Raw genomic sequence first — 16,036 nt, 5'->3', positions numbered from 1 at the left:
TCGCGCATGATGGGATCCATGTCTTAACCCGCTGGATTAGTTCTGTTCGCTTTTACGGCGACGAGTCATGAATGCTGCTGCACCAAGTGATGCTGCTAGTAAAGATCCAAGTAGGAATCCTTGTGCACCCATACCTTCTTCTTCAGCCATTCCGCCCATACCAGTACTTGGCATACCTTCTGGCATCTCTCCACCTTGGAAGTTTTCAGGGAATTGATCAACAATTGCGCCTGAGATAGCCGCTGATGGCATTAACATGTGCGCATAAGCTTCACGAAGGTTTGAGTAAGCTCCTTCGAAATCGCCCTCTACATATAGATCAAATGCTGCTAGTAACTGATCTACGTGCTCAGTCAAACCAGCTTCTAAATCTGCTGCTGGTAAACGGTCTTCAGTAGCCGCTGCTAAGAATGCTGCTTGCTCAACGATGTACTCGTCAAGTTCTGCCATTGCCTGCTCTTGTCCAGCTTCATCCTCATTTGCTGTAGCAACCACGTAATCTACGAAGTAGCCAATGTGGCTGTTCCAGATCTCTTTAAATTGTGCTCCGCCTTCTTCACCATATACTGAAGCGACTGCTGCTGATAGGTCATCTGCGTTAGCAAGAAGTGCTGCTGCTGATGCATCATAGTCAGGGTCACCATCTACTCCATTTTGCATAGCCATTACTGCAAGTCCGGCATGCTCTGTGAAGATACGGTCTAGGTTAGCACGTAAATCCGCTGCTGGTGTTACAGCTACAGTATTATCAAAGTTCTCAGGGAATTGGTCAGTAATTGCTGAAGCCATACCAGATGCTACCATTACCATGTGGTTGATTGCTTCGCGCTCGCTATTGTAAGACGCTTCATAATCTCCAGCTACATAGCTATCGAACGCTGCGACTAATTGACCTACGTGCTCAGTCAACCCTGCTTCTAGATCTGCTGCTGGTAAACGTCCTTCAGTTGCTGCATCTAAGAATGCTGCTTGCTCTACAATGTATTCATCTAATTCAGCTACAGCTTGATCTTTTCCTGCTTGGTCATCTGCTGCAGTTGCATTTGCATAGTCTACGAAGTAGCCAATGTGTGAAGCCCAAATCTCTTTGAATTGTGCTCCTGCTTCTTCTCCATATACAGAAGAGACAGCTGCTGTTAAGTCATCTGTGTTGCCGTTTAATGCGCCAGCTAATGCTTCAAAATCTTCTGTTCCATCTGCACCTTTTTTCAATGTTTCCACTGCTAAGAATGCGTGCTCAGTGAATAAGTGTGTTAGTGTCGAGCGAAGTTCTGATGCTGGTGAAGAAACTCCCATGTCATCTGAAACTGCTCCACCCATTGAAGAATGATCGCCGTGGTCATCTGCTAGTGCAATCGCCGGTGCCGCCATTGTCATTGCCAGTGTTGCCGCTAAAATTGCTTTTGATTTCATTTTGTAGTTCATGTGAATCTCTCCTTTTTTTTTTGGGGTTTTTAATTTACACCAAGCTAACGGAAGAGAAATTCGATTGGATCACTTTTTTTGAAAGTTTTTTTAAATTCTTTTGACCAACCTTCTCCAAAGTTTGATACATAAGGGTTTCAACCTTCTACAAAATGTATAACAAAAAGAAAAAACCGCCCATTTTCATGAGCGATTCAAGAAATTAATTAGCATTTGGTGCTGAAATAGTAGAAGCCATCAATACATCACCAAGTGGTGTTTCACTATCTTTTGTTGGTTCATGAGATACAGCAATCTGATCCCATGTGAAATCTTTCCCAGCAGGAAGTGTATACACAACCGCTCCATCTGTTCCTGTGGATGTAAATGTTCCTGCACGATCTGGACCATCCTCATCAATTAACCAAACTTGATAGACTTCTTCATCTGTTAGTTCTGGCAATGAAGATGCTTGGACGACCACTCGAATCTCATCGCCATTTCGGACAATAGATGCGGTTCCTGTTGAGTCACCTTCAAGAGGTTGCAAATTCACAAGTGCAATCAATTGATCGACTGTTTCACTTTGCGACACTAATGTTTGTTGTTGATCACTTACCATCCATCCTAGATAAGCGTTTCCTACTAATGAGAGGACAAGCGCTGCTGCAAGAAGTGGGAGCCATTTTGGTGTACCTCTTCTCTTACTAGAGGTATGTGTTACAGGTGTTGGCTGTGTAGTTTCTTTAGGTGCTGGTCGGAATGGGACAACGGGATCCGCTTGCGCTGGTGGGGTCTCTTCAAAGATTGACCCAAGTACACGTTCTTTCATTCCCACTGGCGGTTCCGTGAATTCCGACACGTACGGTAAATCTTCTGATAACGCCTGCCACTCAGCAAGCTCTTGTTGACACTCGGCGCATGTTGCCAAATGCTGTTCAAACGCTTCCTTCTCTTCCGTTGTCAGTTGTTCGTTGAAATAATCAATTGTTAAATCACACATCACTCGTTCCATCTGCAAGTTCCCCCCTTTCCGGTTCTAATCGTTTTCTGAGATGTTGTAAGGCTAATCGTATCCTTCCTTTGACCGTCCCTAAAGGAATATTTAAATCTTTTGAGATACGGTCTTGCGAGTAGCCATGAAAATAAAACAGCTCAACAATTTTTCTTTGATCTTCTTTCAAATAAGACAATGCCTTGCGAATACGATCACTTTTCTCTTGCCACTCGACCGCTTGCTCGGGGGCATCATGCATTGTATCCGTGACACGTTCAGCATCTTTATCTAGTAATCCGACTTCTTGTTGTTTAGCAGACTTTCGAATCACGTCCAAACAACGGTTGCGTGTCATCGTGAGCAACCATGAAGAAAACTTGCCGCGGCTAGCATCAAATGGTGCGTGATCACGCCAGAGCTTTGTGAATACGTCTTGCACGATGTCTTCTGCTCGTTGTTGATCTTGCATCATACGGTAAGCAAATGAATAGACCAGTCGTTCATATTTATTATAAAGCTCTTCTAGCGCATGTTGATCCTTGGCTAAAATTTGCTCGTACAACTCTTCATCCGAAAAAGACACGTAGTTCCCTCCCCTACTTCCAGTTCCTCTTATCATAACGGAAAGTAGCAAAGTATTACTATTAATAAGATAACGCAGAAACTCTGCATTTGGATCACTTTTCCTAGAACTAGGTGACACGAATCATTTTAGGGTATGATGAAAAGAAAAAAGAGGTGGTCCAATGATATTTTTTGTAGTGTGGATTATACTCGTTGGCTATGCTGTTTTTCTAGCACCTGGGCAAGGCAACAGCAGTGATCCCGTGTTAACAGAAGTATTTGCAGGAAATTGGGCGGCGATTGATCCCCTCGTGTTAACTGTATTTAATTCGTTAGGGATTTTCCCACTCATCTTTCTCACAGTACTACTTCGCAACGATACGAAACGTTGGCCGGCTTGGCCGTTCTCGCTCGTTTCATTCGGCCTTGGTGCGTTTTCACTACTCTTGTATTTTGCTTTCGGAAATCGACCACCGGAACGAAAAATCCGAACGCCTAAATGGTTGCTTCGTATTTTACGCTCAAAAACATGGCTACTATTCTTGATTGTGATTACAGTCGCCAATTTGATTTCCTTACAAAACGGCATTTCACTAGATGCTTATATGGAAACTTTCCAACAGTCGCATCTTGTATCGGTCATGACAGTAGATTGGTTCGTCCTTTGGGGCCTATCCATTTATGCCGTGTATCACTTTTATCCAGAAGCTCGCGCAAAGGCATTGGCCTTCATACCAATTGCCGGCCCAGCACTGGTGTTGCTAATTAATTCGAATCGTATCGACGTTTAAATTTTTTCATGGCGGGGTATTTCATAGTAAACACCTAAACAAGGAGGTCTATTTATGGATAACAACCGTCATGAAGAAAAGCACGTTGAGGTTCGACGTGAAGAAAAGACAGACAGCGGTCTAGTCGGTGCTACATTTATCAAATATGCAGCGTACATCATTATTTTCTTTGGTATTCTTTGGTTCTTGATTTCATACGTATTCCCGATGTTCAGCTAGCAGTGAAGCCGAGTTTACAACGACTCGGCTTCTTTTTGTTTTTCTGGCACTTTAACGAGCGCATATCTTTTCCATGCTTTGCTCTTCCATCTAAACAACATGATCAATCCACGCGTCCATTCATCAATTGCAATCGCAGCCCACACACCCACTAGTCCCCATTCCAAAGTAAAAACGAAGAAATAACCGAGCGGTAGACTGATACCGATCATTGAAATAGCTCCCATTATTACAGGGAAGCGTGCATCTCCTGCAGCGCGTAACGAGTTAATGATGACTATATTCAAGGTTCTTCCCGTTTCGAGTGCAAGACCTAACACTAGCACTTGTGCGGCAAGACGAATGACTTCAGGATTGTCCGTGAAAATCCCTACAATCGACTCTCGGAAGATGACCACTATGGATACGGCCACAATAGTAAATGTCATCGCGTATTGCACACTCTTCCAAAGTTGACTGTACGCCTCTTCAGAACGCCCAGCCCCTACAAACCGTCCAACAATAATGGCAGTCCCCATTCCAATAGCTATCGCGAACAAGTACGTGAACATCGAAATGTTGTGCGCATATTGCCTCGCCGCAAGTGACTCTGCACCAAGGTACGTAATATAGAAGAGAAATACGATTTGCGCAGCTTGGTACAAAATTTGTTCAAACGCAGCGGGCAGTCCAATACGAAGAATTTTTCCAATATAGTCTTTTGACCACTGGAAATAGTCTCGCCACATAACGCGAACATCCATCACTTTATAAAATAACCAGAAGAACACGAGCATCGCCAAGAAACGACTTCCAATTGAAGAAATCGCTGCCCCTTCAACGCCGAGTTCAGGAAAACCAAATTTCCCAAAAATCAAAACATAGTTCCCGATAACGTGAATGATGTTCATTCCAAGCGACACATACATCGTCTGTTTCGTCCATCCATGAACACGAATGACGGCCGACAAGGAGTTAATAATGGCTTGTAAGAAGATGGCTCCACCAACAATCGATAGATAACTCACTGCGTAGTCCAGGACATCTCCTTGCAGGTTCATCGCAACCATCATCGATTTGGCAAAAATCAAATAGACGATGCTGAGAATAATTCCGATCACAAGATTGAGTGTGATGGAGAGTGCTGCAACTTTGGAAGCTTCTTTAAAAAGCTTTGATCCAAGGTACTGCGCAACGACGATTGAAGCTCCTGCTGCCACTACTTCTAGTAGCAATATCGCTATATGAATATACTGATTAGCCGCTCCTACTCCAGAAACTGCGTCGTCTGAAAGGGAGCTGAGCATAAAGGTATCCACTATACCCATCAACATGAATAAAAAGACTTCTAAAAAAATCGGCCATGTTAAATGAAAGAGGTTTAAGTCACCGGTTTGTTTTGTTTTTTTCATTGTGCGTTCCTTCTTCCTCGCTAAACATTTACTTAGCATAGCAAAATCTCCGGAAAAAGAAAGGGCAATATTTTACTATTAGATGTGGAGCCGACTGTTCAGAAATAGTGCGAGATGACAGCGTGGACTGTGAAGTGTTCTATGCTTCATAGACCGCGATGGCATCTTGCGGGATTTCTAGGAGGCGCAACTCGATTACGGTTAGATGTGGCGATCAGAAGTTTTGGACTGAGCGAGCGTTCATCTATCGAAAGTATGATTTATTCTACCCAAATCGACTTTTTTTCTACCGAAACTGAAATTTATTCTACCCAAACCACTTTTTATTCTACCGAAGTCATACTATGGAAACCATTTCAGCCCCCTCCCCCTCCCCTCCCTAACCAGCACTAAAAAACCACGAGCGCAAAGCCCGTGGTTTCGAAAATTAATCTAAGATTTTAATTGTAACTGTTTGACGTCCCCAGTTTAGAGCACCTTGCTGATCTGGGATAAAGACATCGATTTTGTTCCCTTTGATTGCGCCACCAGTATCTCCAGCAATCGCTTCTCCGTATCCTTCAACCCATACCTTTGAACCTAATGGGATGACAGATGGATCAACCGCGATTACTTTTTGATTTGGGTTCGCACGTAAGTCGATACCTGTTGCTGTTGTACCTGAACATCCTTCACAGTAAGCTGTGTAAGCTGTTGCTTCAACCGTCATCGTTTGAGCGGCTTCTACTGGAGCAGACTCAACAGGTTGAGACTCTTGTGGTGCTGCCGCTTGCTCAGTTTGTTCAACTGGCTCAGACTTTGCTTCTTCTACAGGAGCTTGCGCTGCTGGAGCCTGAGCGGCAGGTGCTGCTATATAGTCATTCCCTTCCACAACTAACACTTGGTCTGGGAAGATTAAGTCTGAAGTTAAGCCGTTCCATCCTTTAAGGTCGGCCACTGAGATATCATACTGCTGTGCGATTTGGTAGAGCGTGTCGCCGCTAACCACTTTGTATGTTTCAAGTTCTCCGACTTGTAGTTCTTGATTTGGGAAAATCAAAGTAGAATCTAAGTTGTTCCATTCTTTGATGTCTCCTACAGATACTTCATTTTGCTGTGCAATGGACCATAATGTGTCCCCGCTTTTAACTGTATATGATTGTTCGGCTGCAGACGCACCGGCTGCGCCAATAAATAATCCTGAAATAGCGGTTAGTGCAACGATTTGTTTTTTCATAAGTTAAAATTCCTCCTTTTCACTAACGACCCCTATCGTACCACCTCCACATTGCAGAACAATGACAGGAAAGTACCACGGGGCTATCAATTACACGTCAGCGAAATCTCAAACATAACAACCACACCACAACTATGACAAACACATAACAGACATGACCCCTCACTAACAATACGCAAAAAAAAAGCCAGTTGAAGGGTTATCCCTTGCAACTAGCTGTTTTCCATCATTTCTCATTCGGTTTTAGAAAGCAAACTGACGGAAACTTTTACATCAATTTTACTAGCTCCACCGCGGTATACACCTTGGACTGGACTCACATCGTTGTAGTCGCGTCCCACACACATACGGATGTGGTTCTCAAGTGCTTCCACGTTATTCGTTGGATCTAATCCTACCCAACCAATTCCGGGAATCATCACTTCCACCCATGCATGGCTTGCTGCATCACCGACAAGTGCAGAGTCTTCACCAACGTACAAGTAGCCACTCACGTAGCGAGCCGGAATTTGTTTCGTTCGTAAAATTCCTAGCATGACGTGCGCCATATCTTGACAAACCCCTCCACGAAGTTCAAACGACTCCGAAGCTTTCGTTGAGACGTCTGTAGCATTCGGATCATAATTGAATGTGTCATAAACGTAGCGCATGACTTCAATGGAATATTGTACAGGATTGGTCATGAGGCCGATTGCTCGGTCGACGCGATCCATTTGTTGTGGCTCAAGATACGTGAAAGAGGTATTTGCTAAGTAGCCTGCATAGTGTTCTTGGAACAAGTCGGAATGAAAGATGTCTTTCATTTCTGGAGAATAATCAATTTGTTGGATGAATGGACTTCGCTGAATACTTACAATAGAAGTCGATTTGATTTCTAAATGTTGATGTCGTTCAGCAATAAAGAAAGTCTCTACATTGTTCCCCCAAATATCGGTATGCTCTTTCGTCAGCGACATTGGTGTGATATCTGTTCTATAGGAAAGGAGTCGCTGGCACTCGTCCGAACGCGGCTTCAAACGAATCGAATTCATACTTTGATCGACGACAGTGTCGTAGTCAAAGATGTTCGTATGTTCAATTTTGTACTTCATTGCTGTCTTTCTCCTCACTTCTGGCGGCAAGCTTTGTTCTTGGTGTTGTGAGATAGTTGGTGCTTCAACAGGTTGTGTTAAGTAATAAGTTCTCGAGAAAATCTGACCAATCTGATTACATTTATCTTGGAATTTATTTAAAAAACCAATTGTCTCATCTGTATCTAGATCTTGAATTTTCATTTGATTGAATTCCCGACGGAGAGCATCCATCGCCTCGTAAAGTTCCACAGAATAATGCGCAACTTTTGCATTCTCAAGAGCATCGACTGCTTCTCGTACATGATCCATACAATAGCGAATCGACCGCGGGAAGTCCTGATTCGTAATCAAGAAAGATAAAATCTTCGCTGGTTCCATGCGTGGCGGGTTTGACTTCAAGTAAGCTTCATACCCATTGACCATGCGAAGTGCACTCGACCAATAGTAGTAGTCGCTTGCTTCATATTCTTTTTCTCGGCTTCTTGTCTGTTCACTTACCACATTTAAAATGCGCGCTGTTTTTTCGGCACGTTCTAACCACTTTCCAATCTTCAACATATAGTATGCCACATCACGGGACATTGCTGCTTCGATAATGCCTTGTGCCATATAAGACGCTTGCTTTGTCTCATTGAAAAAGTCGCGCATCGTATGAATGGAATAGGCTCTGTCCGGAATTGGATTCGCCGACAAGTAAAATTGATTCCAGCACTCGAATAAATCATTGGGAATATAATCGCGGGTGACGCGGGCGTTGTCTCTTGCAATACGCACACAATTAAGTGCTGAGTTCAAGTTATCTTCCCCATACGTTAAATACGAAATTAAATCTTCGACCCGCGTCTTTCCTTCACTTTCTAAGCGCTTTAACTCTTCGGCTGTTGCACATACTTCAAATAGGATATGGTAATCCTCTTCTTGAAAAATATCTTTATTCCCTGCTTCAAGCATCTGCGTTAAATGTACATGCATAATGCGGGAGTGACTTTCAGACCGTTCGATATTTCGCGCCATCCAATACAGCGCATCCGCTACACGACTAAGCATGTGCAGTCCCCCCATTCTTTAAAATCCAAGTATCTTTTGCACCGCCGCCTTGAGAGGAATTGACGACAAGTGAACCTTCTTTTAATGCAACCCGGGATAGCCCTCCAGGCAGTACGTGTGTTTCCTTACCACGCATGACAAATACACGTAGATCCACGTGACATGGATAAAATTCTTCTCCTTGAAATGCTGGCGCTCTTGAGAGTTGAATTGTCGGTTGTGCAATGTATTGGTGTGGTGTTTCTTGAATTTTTTGCTTAAAGATTTCAATCAACTCGTCATCTGCTTGAGGTCCAATCAACATATCATACCCACCGGAAGCCCCTACATTTTTGACAACGAGATCTCGGATATTGGCGAGGACCCAATCACGTGTCTCTTGTTCCTCGAGACGGTATGTCTTCACATTGGCGATAATCGGCTCTTCATTCAAATAGAACTTGATCATATCTGGAACATAGGAATACATCGCTTTGTCATCTGCAACACCATTACCTATTGCATTTAGTATGGCCACATTGCCTTGTTTGTAGACGTCAACAAGTCCACTCACCCCGAGCATCGAATCTTCCCTAAATGCTGCAGGATCTAAGAAGTCATCATCGATTCGTCGATAGATGATATGAATGCGTTCTAGTCCGCGAATCGTTTTCATATAAACATGACCGTCTTTGACCAACAAGTCGCGCCCTTCTACAAGATGAATGCCCATTTGTTGCGCCAAGAAAACGTGGTCATAGTAGGCGGAATTATACATTCCAGGGGTCAGCAGGACAGCCGTAGGGTTTTCAATCCCTTCCGGTGCATGGTCAAGCATTGCCTCATGGAGATAAGTCAATTGATGTTCAAGTGTATGTACCGGCTCATCTGCAAAAAATTCTGGATAGACTTGACGCATGACATACCGGTTTTGATAGACGTATGACATTCCTGAAGGATTGCGTAAGTTGTCTTCTAACACCATATAATTGCCTTCTGCATCTCGAATTAAATCAATACCTGCTAAGAAAATATGATTATCTAACGGAACACGCACACCTTCTGCTTGTGCTTTATAGTAATATGCATTCTTTTCAACTAAATCGCGTGGAACGATTCCAGCATCCAATATGCGCCCTTCATGATAGATATCTTTTAGAAAACAATTTAGCGCTTCTGTGCGTTGCGCCATTCCTGTTTCAATCATCTTCCAGTCATCATTTGGAATGACGATTGGCACAAAGTCAAACGGCATGGTACGTTCTGTCCCCACATTCTGATGGTAAACCGTAAATGTTATACCCTGACGTAAAAAGGAGAGCTGGGCGAGTTCATGTTTTTCTTTTAGCGTTTCATGCTCACTTTCAATTAGTTTCGTATGAAAATTTTTGTAGTGGGGTTTCGGGGAGCACGTGGTATCGAACATTTCATCGAAAAAAGGGTGCACTTTGTAGTTGTCGAACATTGTGTCGCCTCCTATCGTCTTAATTTTCTGATTTCTAACATAATACCATACCCTTAAATCGATGTTCCTACTCTAAAAAAAATTCTCTAATTTGTTTGAGATTTGTGTAGTTGATAAAAACTAGGGTAGAGATACCATAATAAGTCTATTTAGGGAGGTTTCAAAATGACGAACGATTTTAAAAATGAACCTAGCTCGTACTGGCTTGATGGCCCTCAAATTCCGGAATTCGCATCACTTGGTGGCTCGATCAAAACTGATATTGTCATTGTTGGTGGAGGAATTGTAGGTATCACTGCCGCCTATTTGCTTCGAAATTCCGGTCGATCAGTAACTGTTCTTGAAGGTGGAAGATTGCTGCACGGAACAACAGGCTATACTACGGCTAAACTATCCGTACAACATGGTCTTATTTATGACGAATTGATTGGTACATTCTCAGAAGAAGACGCGCGCCAGTACTATGAAGCCAACCGACAAGCAATAGATTGGGCAAAATCTGTCACCGGTGAATTAGGAATTGATTGCGGATTTGAAACGCGCCCTGCTTATCTATATGCAGAATCTTCTACTGGTGAACAGAAAATTGAAAAAGAATTTGAAGCCTATGAAAAACTAGGGATTCCAGGAGCATCTTTAACGAAGCAGACCGACCTCCCGTTTCCGATTCGTACGGCACTGAAGCTTGAGGATCAATACCAATTCCACCCCGTCTATTTCTTAGCGGCTCTTGTGAAAGAAGCGCAACAGGCCGGTGTGAAATTTTATGAGAATTCGCGCGCCAAGACCGTTCATATGCCAAGCCAAGTTGAACTTGTGAATGGCTACACGGTCGATGCGCAACAAGTCCTCGTAACGAGCCATTTCCCATTCAACGATTTTGAAGGACTCTACTTCTCTCGTATGCGTGTTGAGAGAAGTTATGCGATGACATTGCGGGGGAACTTTAATGAAGACATGGGGATGTATATTAATGTGGAGTCTCCAACCCGGTCGATTCGAACTGTGCTCGATGCTTCTGGTGAGCGTCTCTTACAAATTGGTGGCGAGGGTCACGTATCCGGTCGTCATGAAGAAAGCACACGCAACAATTATGCGAAACTGCGTGATTTTGCATCAAGCTACTTTGGCACATCGGAAATGACACACAACTGGTCGTCACAGGATTTGCTCCCACTTGATCACCTGCCGTATATCGGCCAGATGGTGACGGGCATGCCACATGTATTCGTAGCCACAGGCTTTTCAAAGTGGGGAATGTCTAATGGCATTGCGGCTGCACATGTCTTATCTGATCTCGTTCTCGGAAAAGCCAATCCGTATGAAGACCTGTTCTCCCCTACTCGTACAAAACTGCGACCTAAGGGAATTGGAAGCTTCATCAAAGACAATGCAGGTGTTGCAAAAGAATTAATCAAAGGGAAAGTCACAGGTGCAGAAGCAAATCTCGACGAGCTCGGTCTCGACGATGGAAAGCTTGTCCGCGTAGAAGGCGAAAAACTCGCGGCTTACAAAGACGACAACGGCCACGTGACTTTCTTAAAGCCAGCCTGTACACACATGGGCTGTGACGTCGCCTTTAACCAAGCCGAACGTTCATGGGACTGCCCATGTCACGGTTCGCGCTTCAGTTACCTCGGGGATGTTATAGAGGGCCCGGCAACTAAGCCACTTGAGCAGGTGCACCCGAAGATTTAGATGTGGAGCCGACTGTTCAGAAATTGTGCGAGATGACAGCGTGGCCCGTGGAGCGCTCTTTGCTTCATGGGCCGCGATGGCTTCTTGCGGGATTTCTAGGAGGCGCAACTCGATTCCGATTTAGATGTGGAGAACGCCACTCAATTGCATAATAAAAAGTGCAGCTCATCGCGAGCTGCACTTTTTAGTTGCGCTTAAAGCCTTCTTCTTTTAAATAGAGAATTGCTGCTTCTTGAGACTCGAAGCTATCTTCTAAGTTCAAACCGTGGTAGATGTTCCAAAGATCGTCTTCTTGAACAAGTTTGAGTTCTCCACCTGTTTTTGAAGTCCAGACTTGGTCCGCTGCTTCTTCATCGTCTGTAGCTTCTTTAGTAGAAAGTAGCGCAATCGAGTAGTTGATCATCTCGCGCAGCTCATCTTCTGTCGCTTCACGAATGTTGGCAAGCCCACGCTCGTCCGCTTCGTACGGTCCGCCATCTCCAACGAATACATATCCGTTGCCATTCGGGTGCAATTGTTGCACAACGATTGTTTTGTCGTATTGGCTGTCTTCAAAGTGGTAGTTGAGACGTTTTAATGAGATCGATTTCTTCTTAAGCTCCGGAAACGTTTCGATAATCTGTTGTTTTTGTTCAAATGTAAGCATGTGGTACCTCTTTCTCCGTATGGAATGTTCGTAGTTTGTAGTATAGCACAGAATCGGCAGTCGCAGGGCGGGAGACTCATTCAGGTTATAGTAGCTAGGATTGGCGTTGAGCGGGCGTTCATCGGACGAGTCCGCGATTTATTCTACACTAATCGGGTTTTATTCTACCCAAATCCAATTTTATTCTACCCAATTCAGATTTGTTCTACCGAAGTCATGTTATGGAAACTAATTCGCCTAACCTACACACTACCTCTCTAAAGTTCCGCAGCAAAAAAGACCAGTCCACTAAAATGACTGGTCCAGAATAAATTACTTAAGCCCTTACTAGAAAGCCCTTAACACTCAAGCCCTTCATCATTCACTACGTTTCTATCCAATCTACTTTGTCATCCCGCCGTAACGTGTAAATTCGGTTCTTTTTTCCAGAACTAGTTTTAATCGTTCCTGTTCTCATCAAGTTGCCTAAATTTCTTGAATATAAAAAAGGAAGAAGTTGTTTGAGTTCCTTCATCTGAAGGCTATCTCCTAACAAATCAAACACATTTAAAATGTTCTCTTCCAACATATGAGTATTATTCACCCTACATTTCGGACAAACCCAAGTCCTAGCGTGAAGCCTCATAGGTGTATAGCAATCCAAACAAATCAAACCTTGGATGAGCTCGCTTGCTGTAATACCGTGCCTTTCACAAAGAGAGGGGATATAAAATGGCGTTGCTCTAGACTTGAGTCGCTTTACAAGACTAGCTAATTGAACGTCCTGCTTTGGTAATTTTTCTATCTGGTTTAAATAGTGGGGAAGTTGTTTGAGAAAGAGTAGTTTGTGAGGTGAGTTGGACGGAGCACCTTCAAGGTTTGCTGAACGATTTGCCCAAACAACCATCGAATAAATGGGCAGTTGTGTTTGACCGAGAAGTTTTTTAAAGTGAAGTAAATTTCGATCGAGCTGTGAAAAAGGGCAATCCAGAGCTAAGACTTCGCCATCTAGTTCGCGAATAAGTTGAGGAGGGTTTTGTCTAAAAGTGATACGTCCTTTTATATTTTTCACTTCAATCATCAAAATGTAGTGATGCGTGATTATTAAATAATCGATTTGAATTGCGAATTGATTGGGGATACGGGCGTGGAAATTGTGGAGTACATAGGATGGAATTTTATGAAGAGATTCTCGTAGATACGTGAGTACTTCCTTCTCCCCACTCTCTCCAGCTCCGCGCATAAATAAAGAATTTTGCAAGTGAAGGTGTTTGGGATGATGTACTGGAAGGCGCGCTGCAAGGTATGCGAGCGATTTACGCTCAGGTCGGGGCGAGTAAATTTTTATATAGACTCCTCCTTAATTATCATAATCTAGCTCTCCTTTTTTCATAAATTGACGCCATGAATTACGCTGCCAGAATGTCGAAATTGCAATCGCCCAAAACATCAGAAGAAACATGTAGAGAACAACTACTAGATCATGTTTGCTGAAATAGGAAAACAAAATAATCGTGTAAACAACAGCAAAGAGAACAGTTTCGCGAAGAAAGTGCTTCAGACCAAAATGGGCTTGAACAACAAATAAGACGATCGCAATTATAATTGGCAAGTGAAAGAGCACTAGCGGACACCTCAATTGGTAGTTTTTCTCATTGTAGGTGGAACCTAGTTGAAATGCAAGAGCTTTTTGAAGTGGGGGTAGATCTTTCTAGTAAGGGCTTGGGTAGCTATAACTAACTGGTGGTCAGTGGAATCTCAGTGGTAAGAAGTGAGCGGACGTTCATCGGATGAATCCGTGATTTATTCTACCCAAATCGGGTTTTATTCTACCCAAATCCAATTTTATTCTACCGAATTCAGATTTGTTCTACCGAAGTCATGTTATGGAAACTAATTGCCCAACCACCCAACCGCCCACTCGCTCGCCTAACCACTCCCACTCCCCATAATAACCCCCCCAGCTCGCCACGGCTTGGGGGGGTTGACACTATCACTTCTCCGAAGATGAAGGCTGAAGCTCTTTTTTCTCTTCTCCGGCTGCTTCTGATTTCTCAGCAAACAATCCATCTGAGATGCGGTCTAGGCTTGGGCGGATCGTGCCTTTACCCGAGTAGTTTTCAAGCATTTCTTTTACATCGATGCCTGAAGAAGCTTTCAATGTTTCTTGTAATGTTGACATCAAGTTTGTAGCGTATGAAGTGACTTTGTTTGCGCCGCCACCTTCACCGCCGCCTGTATCGACAACCGTAATCTTATCGATGTTGCCAAGTGGAGCTGCGATTTGTTTCGCGTATTCTGGCATCATGCGGACGATCATGTCGAGGACAGCCGCTTGTCCGTATTGTTCGAAGGCTTCTGCGATTTTACGTTTTGCTTCAGCTTCTGCAAGACCTTTCAAGCGGATAATGTCTGCTTCTGATTCCCCTTGCGCGCGTTCCGAGTCAGCTTTCGCCATCCCGTCCAATCGGACTTTTTCAGCATCGGCTTTTGCACGAGCTTCAATTGAGTACTTCTCTGCATCAGCTGCTGCCATTTGACGGGCTTTGTCAGCGGCTGCATTTTGCTCAATTGCGTAGCGGTCTGCATCGGCTTTTTTCTTTACTTCTGAATCGTATTGTTTCTCACGACGCAAAATCTCTTTTTCTTCAAGCTCAATTTGTTTTTGACGCTCGATGATCTGAACTTGCATCTCTTGCTCGGTAACTTCCTGCTTCGCACGCGCCGTTTCTAACTCATACGCTTGGTCAGCACGTGCTTTTGCGATATCTTGCTCTCGGCGGTACTCGGCTACTTTCAACTGGTTGTCTTTTTCAGACTCTGCAATTTCAGTCGCACGCTCAAGCTCTGCACGTTGCGCGTCTTTTGAAGCTTCCGCACGTTTAATGCGTGTTTCTTTTTCTGCTTCGGCTGTTGCAATATCAGCATCACGTTTTACCTGCGCAATACGTGGTTTCCCGAGTGACTCTAAATAGCCGTTCTTGTCGCGAACGTCTTTAATTGTGAACGATACGATGACAAGACCCATTTTCGCTAAGTCGTGCGAAGCGACGCGCTGGACTTCTTGAGAGAACTTGTCACGATTTTTATAAATTTCTTCTACTGTCATAGACCCTAGAATTGAGCGTAAGTGACCTTCTAGAACTTCTTTCGCTTCGTTTTCACGGTCTTCCTTCGTTTTTCCTAAGAACTGCTCAGCAGCAGTTGCGATTTGCGGAATCGTTCCACCAATCTTGATGATGGCTGTTCCGTCCGCCATAACCGGAACCCCTTGCTCCGTATAGACTTCAGGTGTTGTTACTTCTAGTTTGCTCGATAGTAAGCTAAGTGGCTCAGACTGTTGGAATACTGGTAACACGAATGTACCGCCACCACGAATGATTTTAATACGATTTCCAGATTCGTCTGTGTGAACGGTCTTTGATCCTAAGTAACTACCTGTAACAATTAACGCCTCATCTGGACCTACTGTTTTATACTTCGCTACATACACTCCAATGATTGATAGCAAGACGAATGCGACAACAGCAAGCACAATCCATAATTCCATTCCCATGTGTGTTTCCC

General features: G+C 43.8%; 14 protein-coding genes. 3 read left to right on the top strand and 11 right to left on the bottom strand.

Annotation, left to right across the window (positions count from 1 at the left end; translation table 11 throughout):
- Positions 1-36 precede the first annotated feature (36 nt).
- From AB5N96_RS05110 to AB5N96_RS05100, 3 genes are all read right to left on the bottom strand, one after another.
- Positions 37-1,425, bottom strand: a complete 1,389-nt coding sequence (locus AB5N96_RS05110; protein ID WP_239584876.1) for a copper amine oxidase — start codon at positions 1,423-1,425, stop codon at positions 37-39.
- A gap of 202 nt (positions 1,426-1,627) precedes the next feature.
- Complete coding sequence (locus tag AB5N96_RS05105; protein WP_499704859.1) at positions 1,628-2,419, bottom strand: anti-sigma factor; 792 nt, start codon at positions 2,417-2,419, stop codon at positions 1,628-1,630.
- Positions 2,400-2,984 carry an RNA polymerase sigma factor gene (locus AB5N96_RS05100; RefSeq protein WP_338032445.1) on the bottom strand — a complete coding sequence of 195 codons (585 nt, stop codon included), beginning with the start codon at positions 2,982-2,984 and terminating at the stop codon, positions 2,400-2,402. Before AB5N96_RS05100 ends, AB5N96_RS05105 begins: the two co-directional genes overlap by 20 nt.
- A gap of 163 nt (positions 2,985-3,147) precedes the next feature.
- Between AB5N96_RS05100 and AB5N96_RS05095 the strand changes: the two genes are divergently transcribed.
- Complete coding sequence (locus tag AB5N96_RS05095; RefSeq protein WP_204590141.1) at positions 3,148-3,756, top strand: hypothetical protein; 609 nt, start codon at positions 3,148-3,150, stop codon at positions 3,754-3,756.
- 54 nt (positions 3,757-3,810) lie between these two features.
- Positions 3,811-3,975 carry a hypothetical protein gene (locus AB5N96_RS05090; RefSeq protein WP_204590142.1) on the top strand — a complete coding sequence of 55 codons (165 nt, stop codon included), beginning with the start codon at positions 3,811-3,813 and terminating at the stop codon, positions 3,973-3,975.
- 14 nt (positions 3,976-3,989) lie between these two features.
- Here the strand turns inward: AB5N96_RS05090 and AB5N96_RS05085 are convergent, their stop codons facing one another.
- The 4 genes from AB5N96_RS05085 to AB5N96_RS05070 all read right to left on the bottom strand — a co-directional run bounded on the left by AB5N96_RS05085 (position 3,990) and on the right by AB5N96_RS05070 (position 10,146).
- Entirely contained in the window at positions 3,990-5,366 is a 1,377-nt protein-coding gene (locus AB5N96_RS05085) for an MATE family efflux transporter (RefSeq protein ID WP_204590143.1), read from the bottom strand.
- Between the two features lie 427 nt (positions 5,367-5,793).
- The gene (locus tag AB5N96_RS05080) at positions 5,794-6,582 is read right to left on the bottom strand and encodes a 3D domain-containing protein (RefSeq protein ID WP_499704858.1); all 789 of its coding nucleotides are present in this window, start codon (positions 6,580-6,582) and stop codon (positions 5,794-5,796) included.
- A gap of 233 nt (positions 6,583-6,815) precedes the next feature.
- Positions 6,816-8,702: an alpha-E domain-containing protein gene (locus tag AB5N96_RS05075; RefSeq protein ID WP_392455704.1), complete on the bottom strand. Its 1,887-nt coding sequence runs from the start codon at positions 8,700-8,702 to the stop codon at positions 6,816-6,818.
- Positions 8,695-10,146 (bottom strand): circularly permuted type 2 ATP-grasp protein, encoded by a 1,452-nt coding sequence (locus AB5N96_RS05070; protein ID WP_392455703.1) that lies wholly within the window; start codon positions 10,144-10,146, stop codon positions 8,695-8,697. Before AB5N96_RS05070 ends, AB5N96_RS05075 begins: the two co-directional genes overlap by 8 nt.
- Before the next feature lie 165 nt (positions 10,147-10,311).
- Here AB5N96_RS05070 and AB5N96_RS05065 point away from each other — a divergent pair, with 165 nt between their 5' ends.
- Positions 10,312-11,844 (top strand): FAD-dependent oxidoreductase, encoded by a 1,533-nt coding sequence (locus tag AB5N96_RS05065; protein ID WP_499704857.1) that lies wholly within the window; start codon positions 10,312-10,314, stop codon positions 11,842-11,844.
- Between the two features lie 184 nt (positions 11,845-12,028).
- Here the strand turns inward: AB5N96_RS05065 and AB5N96_RS05060 are convergent, their stop codons facing one another.
- The 4 genes from AB5N96_RS05060 to floT all read right to left on the bottom strand — a co-directional run bounded on the left by AB5N96_RS05060 (position 12,029) and on the right by floT (position 16,025).
- The gene (locus tag AB5N96_RS05060) at positions 12,029-12,490 is read right to left on the bottom strand and encodes a hypothetical protein (protein WP_204590148.1); all 462 of its coding nucleotides are present in this window, start codon (positions 12,488-12,490) and stop codon (positions 12,029-12,031) included.
- 364 nt (positions 12,491-12,854) lie between these two features.
- On the bottom strand, positions 12,855-13,712 hold the full coding sequence (locus tag AB5N96_RS05055) for a nuclease-related domain-containing protein (protein WP_499704856.1): 858 nt from the start codon (positions 13,710-13,712) through the stop codon (positions 12,855-12,857).
- Positions 13,713-13,829: 117 nt separating this feature from the next.
- Positions 13,830-14,093 carry a hypothetical protein gene (locus tag AB5N96_RS05050; RefSeq protein WP_499704855.1) on the bottom strand — a complete coding sequence of 88 codons (264 nt, stop codon included), beginning with the start codon at positions 14,091-14,093 and terminating at the stop codon, positions 13,830-13,832.
- A 369-nt stretch (positions 14,094-14,462) separates the two neighbouring features.
- Complete coding sequence (gene floT, locus AB5N96_RS05045; protein ID WP_499704854.1) at positions 14,463-16,025, bottom strand: flotillin lipid rafts scaffold protein FloT; 1,563 nt, start codon at positions 16,023-16,025, stop codon at positions 14,463-14,465.
- Positions 16,026-16,036 lie beyond the last annotated feature (11 nt).

Source organism: Chryseomicrobium imtechense (genome assembly GCF_041475995.1).
In the GTDB taxonomy this organism is placed as follows: Bacteria; Bacillota; Bacilli; order Bacillales_A; family Planococcaceae; genus Chryseomicrobium; species Chryseomicrobium aureum.
This window is presented reverse-complemented; position numbering and strand designations above follow the sequence as displayed.